Origin of the sequence: Halobacillus sp. K22, from assembly GCF_052246795.1 — a bacterium.
Lineage (GTDB): Bacteria > Bacillota > Bacilli > Bacillales > Halobacillaceae > Halobacillus.
In genome coordinates this window covers 36,773-49,743 of record NZ_JBQQCN010000024.1, presented here as the reverse complement: position 1 = coordinate 49,743, position 12,971 = coordinate 36,773, and the positions used below count along the sequence as shown (strand labels likewise).

At 44.9% G+C, this 12,971-nt stretch carries 9 protein-coding genes; 8 read left to right on the top strand and 1 reads right to left on the bottom strand.

Annotated elements, in window-relative coordinates; genetic code table 11:
- The first annotated feature begins 8 nt into the window (after positions 1-8).
- From preA to ACTWPM_RS15925, 6 genes are all read left to right on the top strand, one after another.
- Positions 9-1,295 (top strand): NAD-dependent dihydropyrimidine dehydrogenase subunit PreA, encoded by a 1,287-nt coding sequence (gene preA, locus ACTWPM_RS15950; protein ID WP_443134014.1) that lies wholly within the window; start codon positions 9-11, stop codon positions 1,293-1,295.
- 23 nt (positions 1,296-1,318) lie between these two features.
- A complete protein-coding gene (gene hydA, locus ACTWPM_RS15945) occupies positions 1,319-2,734 on the top strand; it encodes a dihydropyrimidinase (RefSeq protein WP_443134013.1) in 1,416 nt (471 codons plus the stop codon).
- A 736-nt stretch (positions 2,735-3,470) separates the two neighbouring features.
- Positions 3,471-4,964 (top strand): NCS1 family transporter, encoded by a 1,494-nt coding sequence (locus ACTWPM_RS15940; RefSeq protein WP_443134012.1) that lies wholly within the window; start codon positions 3,471-3,473, stop codon positions 4,962-4,964.
- 14 nt (positions 4,965-4,978) lie between these two features.
- Positions 4,979-5,215: a hypothetical protein gene (locus tag ACTWPM_RS15935; RefSeq protein ID WP_443134011.1), complete on the top strand. Its 237-nt coding sequence runs from the start codon at positions 4,979-4,981 to the stop codon at positions 5,213-5,215.
- A 111-nt stretch (positions 5,216-5,326) separates the two neighbouring features.
- A complete protein-coding gene (locus tag ACTWPM_RS15930; RefSeq protein WP_443134010.1) occupies positions 5,327-6,910 on the top strand; it encodes a PucR family transcriptional regulator in 1,584 nt (527 codons plus the stop codon).
- 267 nt (positions 6,911-7,177) lie between these two features.
- On the top strand, positions 7,178-8,518 hold the full coding sequence (locus ACTWPM_RS15925; protein ID WP_443134009.1) for an aspartate aminotransferase family protein: 1,341 nt from the start codon (positions 7,178-7,180) through the stop codon (positions 8,516-8,518).
- 261 nt (positions 8,519-8,779) lie between these two features.
- Here the strand turns inward: ACTWPM_RS15925 and ACTWPM_RS15920 are convergent, their stop codons facing one another.
- A complete protein-coding gene (locus ACTWPM_RS15920) occupies positions 8,780-9,031 on the bottom strand; it encodes a hypothetical protein (RefSeq protein WP_443134008.1) in 252 nt (83 codons plus the stop codon).
- A gap of 798 nt (positions 9,032-9,829) precedes the next feature.
- Here ACTWPM_RS15920 and ACTWPM_RS15915 point away from each other — a divergent pair.
- The gene (locus ACTWPM_RS15915; RefSeq protein ID WP_443134007.1) at positions 9,830-10,201 is read left to right on the top strand and encodes an ArsR/SmtB family transcription factor; all 372 of its coding nucleotides are present in this window, start codon (positions 9,830-9,832) and stop codon (positions 10,199-10,201) included.
- 36 nt (positions 10,202-10,237) lie between these two features.
- Positions 10,238-12,832 (top strand): heavy metal translocating P-type ATPase, encoded by a 2,595-nt coding sequence (locus ACTWPM_RS15910; RefSeq protein ID WP_443134006.1) that lies wholly within the window; start codon positions 10,238-10,240, stop codon positions 12,830-12,832.
- Positions 12,833-12,971: the final 139 nt, after the last annotated feature.

The following is a 12,971-nucleotide window of genomic DNA, read 5'->3' as shown; positions in this document are numbered from 1 at the left end:
ATAATGATATGGCTGATTTGAGTTTAAATCTTGCAGGAATAAAATCTCCGAACCCTTTTTGGCTGGCATCGGCACCGCCGACCAACTCAGGGTACCAGGTCCAGCGTGCATTCGAAGCCGGGTGGGGCGGAGCCGTTTGGAAAACGTTAGGAGAACCGATTCTGAACGTTACCTCGCGATTCGCCGCCGTTGGTTTTAACGGGCAAAAAGTAGCTGGCTTCAACAATATCGAATTGATCACCGATCGACCGCTTGAAGTGAATTTAAAAGAAATCTACGAAACTAAAAAAAGGTTTCCGAACCATGCGATCATTGCTTCTTTAATGGTCGAACCAACCCAGGAAAAGTGGCATGAAATCGTGAAACGCGTCGAAGAAGTGGGTGTGGATGGCCTGGAGCTGAACTTCGGATGTCCGCACGGAATGGCTGAGCGGGGTATGGGCGCGGCGTCCGGCCAGGTTCCGGAGCTCGTGGAAAAACAAACGATGTGGGCGAAAGAAGTAGCGGAAACACCGGTCATCGTCAAGCTCACTCCAAATATTACGGATATTACCTTTACGGCACAGGCGGCCGTAAATGGTGGAGCTGATGCCGTAAGTATGATTAATACCATTAACAGTCTGGCCGGAGTGGATATTGATACGTGGGATACGATTCCAAACGTAGCTGGGAAAGGCGCACATGGCGGCTACTGTGGTCCGGCCGTAAAACCAATTGCGCTTAATATGGTAGCGGAGTGCGCGCGCCATCCGAAAATCAACGTTCCGATTTCGGGTATGGGCGGGGTTTCAAGCTGGCGGGAAGCCGTCGAGTTTATGCTTATGGGCGCTACAGGTGTGCAGGTTTGCACAGCCGCAATGCACCACGGGTTTAGTATCGTCGAGGATATGAAAGATGGGTTAAACAACTATCTTGATGAAAAAGGTATCGATTCGGTGATGGAGCTTGTAGGTAAATCCGTAGAAAAGTACTCGGACTGGGGCAACTTGGATTTGAATCACCAGATCGTTGCCAAAATCAATAATGATGTGTGCATCAACTGTAATAAGTGTCATATTGCCTGTGAAGATACTTCTCACCAGTGTATCGACATGCTGAAAGATGAGAATGGCAAAGATATCCTGAGGGTGCGTGAGGAAGACTGCGTCGGCTGTAATTTGTGTTCCATCGTCTGTCCGGTTGATGGTGCGATCGATATGGTGGACTATGCGAATGGCAAACCGCCAATGACTTGGAATGAAAGGCAGACAGCGATTGGTGCAGCCTCATCTTGTGAAGTGGACTTGATTAAATAAAATAAATGCCATGGAGGGTTATGATGAAGAAAATCATTAAGAATGGAATTATTGTTACAGCATCCGATACGTATAAAGCTGACATTATGGTGGAAAATGAAAAAATTGTCCTGATTGGACAGGACCTATCTGATTCTTCTGCTGAAGTCATCGATGCAAAGGGGCACTACGTCTTTCCAGGAGGGATTGATCCTCACACTCATTTAGAAATGCCGTTTGGCGGCACGGTCAGTAAGGATGATTTTGAAACAGGAACGATTGCTGCAGCCCATGGCGGAACGACGACCGTGATCGATTTTTGCCTGACGAATAAGGGCAAGCCGCTTCAGGATTCAATCGATCAATGGCACGCAAAATCACGCGATAAATCCGTCATCGATTACAGTTTCCACTTGATGATCAGTGAAATGAATGACAGCGTACTGGAGCAGCTGCCAAGTGTCATTGAGGATGAAGGAATTACCTCTTTTAAAGTATTTATGGCTTACAAAAATGTCTTTCAGGCTGATGACGAAACCTTATTCCGCACACTGGAAGAAGCAAAAAGACTCGGCGCTCTCGTTATGGTGCATGCCGAGAACGGGGATGTCATCGATCACTTAGTTAAAAAAGCACTGGATAAAGGACAGACCGATCCGATCTATCATGCGTTAACTCGTCCCCCTGAAGCGGAAGGAGAGGCTACTGGCCGAGCTGCTCAATTAACCGGCCTTGCGGATTCACAGCTTTACGTGGTGCACGTATCGTGTGAAAACGCGGTCGAAGAAATTTCGAAAGCGAGGAAGAAAGGTTACCAGGTAATAGGGGAAACGTGTCCACAGTACTTAGTGCTTGACCAAAGTTACTTAGAAAAACCGAATTTTGAAGGGGCGAAATACGTATGGTCTCCTCCGCTGCGGGAGAAGAAGAACCAGGAGGTGCTCTGGAATGCTTTGAAAACAGGAGAACTGCAAACATTAGGTTCTGACCAGTGTTCCTTTGATTTTAAAGGGCAGAAGGATTTAGGAAAAGGCGATTTTACGAAAATTCCAAACGGCGGTCCAATTATTGAAGACCGGGTAAGCCTGCTATTTTCTGAAGGAGTGAAGAAAGGAAGAATTAGTTTAAACCAGTTTGTGGACATTACTTCCACTCGAATTGCGAAGACGTTTGGAATCTTTCCTCAGAAAGGTACGATCAGTGTTGGAGCGGATGCTGACCTGGTGATCTTTGATCCGAATATTGAACGGACGATATCGGTTGAAACCAGTCATATGGCTGCTGATTACAATCCTTTTGAAGGGATCAAAGTAACCGGTCAGCCGGTTAGCGTGCTGTCCCGGGGCGAGTTCGTCATTCGTGACAAGGAATTTGTCGGTAAAATTGGATCCGGTAACTACCTGAAGCGTGCCCGATTTGGTGAACTCAAACAGTCTCAGGAAGAACTTTATCAAAACTAGTCCTGCCTTACGGATAACAAGAATAAAGCAGCCCGGCTTTTAAACCATTAGATTCAGTTAAACCTCAAGGTTGATTTTACAACAAAGCTCCCATTGCGTCAGACTTGCTTTCGAGGTATTGGTTTAAGAGGAAGGTCCTCCGGGGGACGATTCGCTTTCCGTGGGCATGTGCTGAGCCTCCTCAAGCTAAAGCTTTCCGGGGTCTCACCGATCATGTTCATCCCACAGGAGTCTTCATCGTCCCCCTTCGGACCTTGTCGAATCAGAAACTCGAAACCACTTCAGGTATCGTCTGCTTGATGTGAAAAAAAGCAGTGATTGTAAGACTATTTTCATGCTATAACGATGTGAAAATAGCCTGTCCTAGAAGCACTTACGACCCGTTAAGGTGGAAAGTATTTTCTATTCTGAAATGGGCCGATATTCTCCTGTGGTTGGGTTGGGGGGGGAATGGCGAGACTCCCATGGGAGAAGGAACTAGGTGAGATCCCACAGGGAGTGAAACGAGCGAGGAAGCTCACCGTTCCCCCATAGGAAAGCGAGTTATTTCCCCCCAACCCTGATTCTTCTATGACATCGGACCCGACTTATCTCGAACTCGATTCTTACAGCATTACGGCTCGATTGTTTCATATGCTTCTGAAAAATCAACTATCAAGTTTAATAGAGTTAACTATGAAAAGCCGGGCGGCTGATTTAAAATTCACAGGTATCATTATAGGAGGATTCCATATCTATGGATAAAAAAGATAATCATTTAAAGTCCCCCGATCTCATGCCTATTCCTCACCACGAAAAGAAAATCGGCACCCTCGGATTTACATTTATGTGGATCGGAATGGCTGTTGTACTCGCCGCCTTTGCGATCGGCGGAGCGGGCGTACAATCCATATCACTCATTTGGGTGGTGCTTGGAACACTGCTTGGAACGCTGTTAATTGGTTTTGCCATTACACTAACCGCAGATATCGGTATTGAACACGGCATTTCGTTTCCCGTTTATATGAGGGCACCATTTGGCACCCTCGGAACTCATTTCCCCTCTGTAGTCAGAGGGCTGGCTGCATCCATGTGGTTTGGAATCAACACGTTTTTTGGGTCTACAGCAATCAATGGAATCTTAAATATATTGACCGGCTTTGACAACTGGTTTGTCTGCTACATCCTTTTTGCCTTATTCCAATTATTCAATACAGCGCTGGGAATTAAAGCCGTCGAGAAATTCGCCGATTTGGCAGCTCCGATCATTATTCTGATCGGTGTCTGGATGTATTTTAATCTGGCAGGGGAAGCTTCAGCCCAAAATAAAGATATTTGGGCGTGGGTAGAGAGCCCTGTTACTGGAGGAGCAGCCTTCACGGCTTTTGTTGTAGTCGTTGTGAGTAACATGGGATACTGGGCAACACTTGCGGCCGATATTTCTTCCATTTCCCGTTTTATTAAAGCGCCCAAGCATGAAAGAAACTGGGTGAAACGAAACAAAGGGGCTCTGGTTGGAAGCCTGGTCGGTCTGCCACTGACGCAGACCTTCATTGTCGTCCTTGGCGCGGTATCGTATATTGCCGTCTCGAACTTTGACCCGGTTGTCGCCCTTCAGGAATCGGCGAGCGGATTAGTTTTAGGTATTCTACTATTAATGATTGTGCTGGCGCAGTGGTCCACCAACGTATCGGCTAATATCGTTCCGGCAGCTACTATCTTTTCGAATGTCGGCGGACCTAAGCTTCCGTTCTGGGCAGGTGTATTTATCGCAGGTCTGATTGGAACGGTTATTCAGCCGTGGAGTGTCTTCAATCTGCTGATTCCTGTTTTACTTATTGCGGCTGCTATTTTATCCGTGATTGTCGGGATCATTTTTGCCGATTATTATCTTCTTAGAAAACGAAGAATGAATGTCCATGATCTATATAAGAGCGCGGGCCAGTACCGCTACGATGGCGGGATCAACTGGGCGGGTGTCATTTCCTGGGCAATAGGCAGTGTCGCTGCGTACACCTTCAGTACCTATTCCTTCTTTATAGGGTTTGGCGTCGGGGCCCTTCTTTATTATTTGCTTGCTAAACACTGGTATTTCAAAAAACACCCGCAGGCTGAAATTGAAAATCCCAGTGATGAAGAGTACCTGGGCATAACGGTCGGACGGGACTGGGATGTCGGGGGAGGATTTGCAGAAGAGAAAATAGGCAGGAAAACTGGAACAGAAGCAGCTACAGCTAAAGCCGATGCCTAACGAGGAGGAGACCAATGTCCACTTATCAGGAGTTTGAAGCCGAACGTGAAAAAATGGATTTTTTACTAGAGCAGGGTTATACCATTAAAGGTGTAACAGAGAATTTGAGCGGAGCCTTTTTAGAGTTTGAGTATCAGGGGAGCGACCCGGAAAAAAGTAAAAAAGAACGGCTGCATATTCTTCATCCGGATTCTCGTAAATATTTTTCTACTATTTTAGTGCAGCAGCAACGGCAAAAAGAAGTTCAATAGATGGACAGGAAGAGGATGGGCATAGGCTCATCCTCTTATGTTTGTAAAATTTTCTCACAATTAGTTAGATTTTTCTAATACTTTGTAGTACGTTTGAAGAGGGGTATTTCTATGAAGTATCGCATTTCGTTAGAGAATATTTTGGGTCGAAAGCTTTTTGCTTCTGCGAAAGTTGTGGCTGGTCAAAAGGGGATGGACCGGCAAGTGAAGTGGGTTCACGTTTTTGAAACGATTGAAGTCCGGAAGAATTTGAAGGGCGGCGAATTAGTCTTAGCAACAGGTTTTGGCTGGAAAGACGATGAACGTTTGTTTCTGCATTTATTAGAACAAATGATTCAGCGAAACGTGGCTGGCATCTGCATAGAGCTGGGCAGCTTCATAAATCACATATCGGATGAAGCGATTCAGCTTGCTGACGAGCACGATTTTCCGATTATAGTTTTTGAAGAAGAAGTTTCATTCGTCGAAATTACTCAGGATATTCATGCGCACTTAATTAATCAGCAATATGAATTAATTACGAACTTAGAAGATTACTCTCAACGATTAAATAAACGCCTGTTAAAAATTGATAACTATTTCGAAATTCTAAAAAACTTACAGCAGTATGTAGATTGCCAGTTAATTTATATTGCAAAAGATCACAGGGTCGTCACAATTCCTGCTCTTAGAGAAAAAGAGAGGGAAGCCATGCTTGCCAGTATCCAGGATTCCTCATCAAAGCAACTGGTCAAACAGGCGGTACAAGTGTTTGAACGGGAATTTGCCACCATCTATTTAATCTCCAGCTGCCGGGAATTCACTGAATTTGAATCCCTTCTCCTGGACCGTACCGCAACGGCTTTAGCTCAGTATTTATTACGGGAATTGTACACGGAGGAGAAGAGGAAAGCGAAGGAAACCGAATGGCTGCTGGAATGGCTGCAAGGTGAGCATAGTCCTGAAGAGATTAAAGACCACTTATCCTTTTACAAAATCCATCAACCGGTCTCAGGAGCGGTCGTCCTTACTGTAAAATTAAAATTGGCCGAGGGTCGTGACAACAATTTGGACCTGGCGTACTTAAATATGCTGATTCATAACATCTTCGATCAAAATGGATACTTCGTCTTTGCCGTCGAAAAGCGTCATTTATTAACCTTTATTCTGCTTAATAAAAAAGGGGAAGAAGATTGGAAAATTAGAATCAAACGAGGGATTGAGCGGTTGAAGAAAATCAGTCTGCTCAACGATTCAAGCATTGATTCGTTCCAAATAGCCGTTGGTAAGTTTGTCAGGGAACTAAACCTTCTGCACGAAAGCTTCCAAACGGCTCAGGAAACCTTGTCGATTCAGAACAAAATGCCGGCGGGCCATTTTAAATATTTTTATGAAGATATGCACATGTATCGGCTGATCTCTCTCGTACATAAACATAGTAACTTAAACGGGCTGGTGGAGGAGTATTTAGAGCCGATCATTCAATATGATCAGAAGCACAATGCGAACTTGTTAGAAACTTTAAGGGTTTATTTATCATGCAACGGCTCCAAAAAAGAAACGGCGGACAGAGTTTTTGTCGTGCGGCAAACCTTATACCACCGGCTTGAAAAACTGGAAAAACTGTTAGGTGCCGATTTTATGGAATCGGAAAAAAGACAGGTGCTTGAATTTGCGCTGCTTGCGAATGAGTATCAGAAGACCATTTCCAGCTGACTCTTTTTAGCTAATCCACCCTTATAGGCGTGTGTTCACTTATTCTTCTATAGAATAAGTGTTTTTTTATGGTATCGGTCTGGAGTGAACGGGGATTAAGAAGCTATATAATAGAAGAAACTCGGTTCAGGCTGTTGTGTAGTCATTGTGTGAAAGCAACCTTTTAAGCATTTGACACAATGTCTAATGAAAGTCTTTTGGATATGTTAGATAATTAAGATAATTCAAAATATTACCTTATATTTCTAATTCAAGGGGGTTCCTCCGTTGACAAAAGCTGATGTGAAGAACGATCTGCTCGCAAAAGACGAGAAGTATGTATGGCATTCGATGAAACCTTATAAACCAGAGGACACGATGGTGGCGAAAAGTGCGAAAGGCTCCTGGATTACGGATGTGGAAGGGAACCGTTATCTCGACGCTATGTCTGGCCTGTGGTGTGTCAATATTGGATACGGAAGAGAAGAATTGGCTCAGGCTGCTTTTGACCAGATGAAAGAGTTATCCTATATGCCTATGACGCAGAGCCATGAGTCAGCGATTCAGTTAGGAGAGAAGATTAATCAGCTGTTAGGCGATGACTATGTGATTTTCTTTTCTAACAGCGGGTCGGAAGCAAATGAAGCAGCTTTTAAAATGGTCCGGCAGTACCATCAGCAAAAAGGAGATTATTACCGGACTAAATTTATATCGCGATACCGGGCGTATCATGGAAATTCTACGAGTTCTCTAGCCGCAACGGGTCAGGCTCAGCGCAAGTACAAATATGAGCCTCTGGGTCCCGGGTTCCTGCATGTAGCTCCGCCTGATGAATATCGAAATGATCATAGCGAAAAGGACCAGTGGGGAGCACAGGATATGGATCGAGTCATGACGTGGGAACATAGTGAATCGATCGCCGGTGTCATTATGGAGCCGATCATTACGGGGGGAGGCGTCATCGTTCCGCCAGAGCAATATATGAAAGAAGCAAAAGCTGTATGTGAACGGCACGGCGCCCTTATGATCGTGGATGAAGTCATCTGTGGGTTCGGCCGCACAGGCAAGCCATTTGGATTTATGAATTATGGGGTCAAGCCGGATATTATTACAATGGCCAAAGGGATTACCAGCGCCTACCTGCCTCTTTCGGCTACAGCTGTGAAGAGAGAGGTTTATGAAGCTTTTTGCGGCAGCGAACCGTATGACTTTTTCCGTCACATCAATACGTTCGGCGGTCATCCGGCAGCTTGCGCCGTTGCGCTTAAGAATATTGAGATTATGGAAAAAGAAAATCTGTTTGAACGATCCAGGGCGCTTGGAGAAGCCGCGAGAAATGAACTCAGTAACCGCCTCCAGTCCCATAAATATGTGGGAGATATCCGCGGGAAGGGTTTGTTGATAGGAATTGAACTCGTCGAGGATAAAGAGACGAAGGAGCCGCTCGAAGTGAGCAAAGTCAGTCAGGTGATTGGCTATTGCAAGGATCAAGGCATTTTAATAGGAAAGAACGGGATGACGGTCGCAGGGTATAATAACGTTCTCACCCTGTCGCCTCCGCTCACAATCGAGGAGGAAGATTTACAATTGTTGTTAAACACTTTAGTCGATGCACTTCATCAGCTTTAGATAAGAAGGATGGTTATGTAACGTATAAAGTAGTGGCTGAAGCCTACGGGCATAGCTTTATGGAGGGAGCGGATGTGTTGCGGTCTAAGGAGGACGCAGAGAATTTTGTTTAATACATTGTTAATCACTGCCAGCTCTATTCAACATAGTTGACCGGATAAGAAGGTTTAAAGGAAGGTAGTCTTAAAAATATACGAATTTGAAGAAGCTCAGAGTCGATACTCTGAGCTTTTTTATGTAAGACTCTGTTGAACTTCCGAGTTAATTTAAAAGTAAAGCTCCCGTTTTTGGAAGACTCAGTTTCGAGATATCTAGTGAGAGAGTTTGGGCCTGCGGGGAGCGACTCGCTTTAACCCCATTTCCATCTAAAAGAGCTGTTAACGATTGGTGTTGATTCTCACGAGTCGCTTGTCGGTGGATGCTTGCAGCGGGCACGGCCTCAGCTAACTTGGTCAAGAAGAACACTTGACCAAGTGGATCTTCGGCTCGCGCTGTTCCCGCAGGCGTCACCACCGAACGCTCATCGTGGAATCAACGGCGGCTTATCAAAAAATGAGTGATTTTTTACCTATCACCAGATAGTGAAGGCACGCTTAACCCCTCGAACCTTGCGAAAGTTGAAATTATTCAATCCTCTGCGGTTGGCCTAGCTTTATAAGGAAAGATAAACCTTAAGCACGGCTAGATTTCTAGCAAGTACAGGTATTTGAAACTTGCTATAAAAGCATTTATGGCTGATACTGTCAGCTCCATTCTCATATAAAAGAGTCCGTTCATCAGATATGGCTGGGTTGATGGGGAAATGAGGAGACTCCCATGGGAGAAGGGACTAGGTGAGATCCCGCAGGGAGTGAAGCGAGCGAGGAAGCTGATGGTAAAAGGAGGATCGACTAAGGTCGCCACGTCCTGTGGCAACGTCGATCGACCCTACGTCGTGTAGGGCCATAGGAAAGTGTTCAAATGTGGAATCACCCCGAAAGACACGAACAGCATAAGCCGAGCATCAAAAGGATGGTGTTTTTTCCAGCCGTTGGTGAACGGCTTATGTCTCGAGTGTCTGGGTGATGGAACAAGACGAGTTATTTCCCCACCAGCCCGCTCCTCATATCGTAACGGACCCCGATTTATCTCGAAACTGAGTCTTAAAGTAAACGGCCCTATTGTGTAATAAGCCTCTTACAATAAACTTTAACAGAGCCTTATGCGAAGACATTCAAACAATTATTTGAATGAAAAGGTTGACTCTTTTGATGTATGGAGCATACACTATAAACAAACAATCAAACAATTATTTGAATGAAGGTGAAATTCTTGAGTGAAAAGATAGTAAAAAAAGTTGAAAAAGATACATGTGATACGTTTTGTTACGATGAAGAGCTGGTAGAACGCGTCCAGCCTAAAATGGATGATGTACTGGGAGTCGAACTTATATTCAAAGCTTTATCCGATTCAACCCGGTTAAAGATCGCTTATGCGTTAACGCTAGAAGAAGAATTGTGTGTCTGCGATGTAGCCAATATTATTCGTGCAACAAATGCTACCGCTTCGCACCATTTACGCTTACTACGAAACATGGGGTTAGCGAAATATCGAAAAGAAGGAAAGTTGGTCTTTTATTCATTAGCCGATGAACATGTGCATCAGCTAGTAAACATTGCGATGGCCCATGCCCATGAAAAATAAAGAAAGAAACGAATGAAGGAGAATGGAGGCAGCTATATGAGTCAGATAGAAAAACAGCAAGAAAGCAGCTGCTGTTCAAATAAGAACACTTCGCCTATAAACGGGGAAAGCGGAACAGTTGTTAAAGCAACGGAAACCTCTACGTGCTGTAGCAAAGAAGATGATAGAACCGTTCAATTAAAGGAACCACCCTCGTGCTGCAGTAAAGAAAATGGAGCAGCTATTGAAGAAGCAGCATCTGAAACGTCCAGCTGCTGCAGCAATAGTACCTCTAACGACGAGAGACAGGAAACACATACAGCAAAGTCATCTCTTTCGAGTTCTTCCGGGGTAACCGTTTTTAACGTCTCTGGGATGGACTGTCCTTCCTGCGCCGCCACCATTGAAAAAAGTCTGGGGCAGCAGGCTGATTTTCAAACTGTGGAAGTCCACTATGGAACAGGGAAGCTGAAGATTGAGGCAAAAGATGAGAAAGCATTACAGGAAGTTCCCAGCCTTGTACGAAAACTAGGCTTCCATGCTGAAAGGGTCCAGGATAAGAAGAATACTCAAACCTATCTTATTGAAGGAATGGATTGTGGTTCCTGCGCAAAAACCATTGAAAAGCATCTGGGCAGTCAGCCGCGGGTGAATGAAGTATCTGTGAACTTTTCTACCGGTAAGATGCAGATTGATCATAATACTTCATCAGAAGAAATCATTCAGGAAGTAGGGAAATCAGGTTTTACAGCTTCTCTGGAAACCTCAAGAAAAACCGAAGATAATGAAATAAAGAAGAAACCAAAGGATATAAGAACTACCGTTTCCGGGGTTTTACTGGCTTTAGGTTTTATAGGGTCCTTTACGAATCTTCCTGCTTTGCTGATCACACTGCTTTATGCGGGTTCCATCGTAATCGGAGGCTATAAGCCGACTCGAAGTGCGTTTTACTCCATAAAAAGCCGGTCATTGGATATGAATGTCCTCATGGCATCTGCCGCTATAGGTGCTGCCCTTATTGGTGAATGGTTTGAAGGAGCCATGGTTGTCTGGTTGTTTGCGCTGGGGAACACTCTCCAAAACAGATCCATTGAGCGAACAAGGGATTCCATTCGAAGCCTCATTAATCTGGCTCCATCTGAAGCTACAGTGAAGGTTGGTAACGAATGGGTAAGAAAACCCGTCGAAAGTGTTGACGTTCAGGATCGGATTCTCGTCAAACCAGGAGAGAAGCTTCCTCTGGATGGGGAGGTCGTTGCAGGTTCTTCCAGCATAAATCAGGCTCCGATTACGGGAGAGTCTCTTCCAGTTGATAAACAGGAGGGCGACACGGTTTATGCAGGAACGGTTAATGAGCACGGTTCTCTTGAAATCCGCGTAACCAAACTTGTGGAAGATACGACGATTGCCGGGATTATTCACCTTGTCGAAGAAGCTCAGGAGAAAAAAGCTCCCACTCAAGCTTTCGTTGATCGTTTCGCCAGAGTTTATACACCAATCGTTTTCAGCCTGGCGCTGCTAGTGATGGTGCTGCCGCCTCTTGCCGGCTTCGGAAGCTTTGGCGAATGGGTGTATAAAGGTCTGGCTCTGCTGGTAGTTGCCTGTCCATGTGCTCTTGTCATATCTACGCCCGTAGCGATTGTTTCTGCGATTGGAAATGCAGCTAAGAACGGGGTGTTAATTAAGGGAGGAACCTTCCTTGAGAAAGCGGGTGTGGTTCAGGCGATTGCTTTTGACAAAACCGGGACATTAACAGAAGGTAAGCCGAGAGTTTCTCAAGTATTTGCATTGAACGACCAGACTGACGAGCTGCTCCGTATAGCTCATACCATCGAAGCTCACTCGACTCATCCTATTGCTAAAGCGATTACCGCTTATGCAGAAGAAAGAGAAATCAGTGTAAAAGACGGCTTGAATTACCAGGCCATTGCAGGAAAAGGCGCGAAAGCCACTATTGACGGCGTCGACTACTTTGCCGGAAACCCTAAACTTTTCGAAGAGATGGAGATTCCACTGGATAAAATTAGTGACCATATTCATTCCATCCAGCATGAGGGCGGATCGATCGTCATCGTCGGTACTCGCACAGAGATTATAGGTGTGATAGGAGTAGCGGACACGATTCGGGAAATTACACTCGCCTCCATTCAGAAACTGAAAAGAACAGGTCTGAAGGAAATGGTTATGCTGACAGGGGATAATGAAGGGACAGCTAAAAAGGTTGCCGAAGCAGCAGGAGTGGACCGCTACATTTCAGAACTGATGCCTGAAGAAAAAGTAACGGCTGTTAAAAAGCTACAGGCTGAAGGGAAAAGTGTGGCGATGGTCGGAGATGGAATAAACGATGCCCCGGCGCTTGCGACAGCTGACCTCGGCATTGCCATGGGGGGCGCAGGGACAGATACAGCTATGGAAACGGCCGATATTGTATTAATGGCTGATAATTTAGAAAAATTGCCTTACACTATTCAGTTAAGCCGAAGATCATTAAAGATTATTAAACAGAACGTATGGTTCTCCTTAATTACGAAGTTCGCAGCGCTGCTGTTAATTTTCCCAGGGTTTTTGACCTTATGGATGGCGGTATTAAGTGATACAGGAGCTGCTTTGATCGTTATTCTAAACAGTATGAGATTGTTAAGACAAAAATAGAGAGGGAAGCCTCTCTATTTTTTTATGCTTAAGGCCTTGGGAATGAGGGTGTGGAAGACTTGTATTCAAGATATCCTTAATAAATTTATAATAGATTTCTTGTTCTTATCTTTGTTACACAATTTATTGTAAAATGGGG

What these genes read in the sequence shown, in the direction of transcription:
- preA (WP_443134014.1), top strand. Translation starts at nt 9, where the DNA reads ATGGCTGATTTGAGTTTAAATCTTGCAGGAATAAAATCTCCGAACCCT.
- ACTWPM_RS15935 (WP_443134011.1), top strand. Translation starts at nt 4,979, where the DNA reads ATGTCCACTTATCAGGAGTTTGAAGCCGAACGTGAAAAAATGGATTTT.
- ACTWPM_RS15940 (WP_443134012.1), top strand. Translation starts at nt 3,471, where the DNA reads ATGGATAAAAAAGATAATCATTTAAAGTCCCCCGATCTCATGCCTATT.
- ACTWPM_RS15930 (WP_443134010.1), top strand. Translation starts at nt 5,327, where the DNA reads ATGAAGTATCGCATTTCGTTAGAGAATATTTTGGGTCGAAAGCTTTTT.
- ACTWPM_RS15910 (WP_443134006.1), top strand. Translation starts at nt 10,238, where the DNA reads ATGAGTCAGATAGAAAAACAGCAAGAAAGCAGCTGCTGTTCAAATAAG.
- hydA (WP_443134013.1), top strand. Translation starts at nt 1,319, where the DNA reads ATGAAGAAAATCATTAAGAATGGAATTATTGTTACAGCATCCGATACG.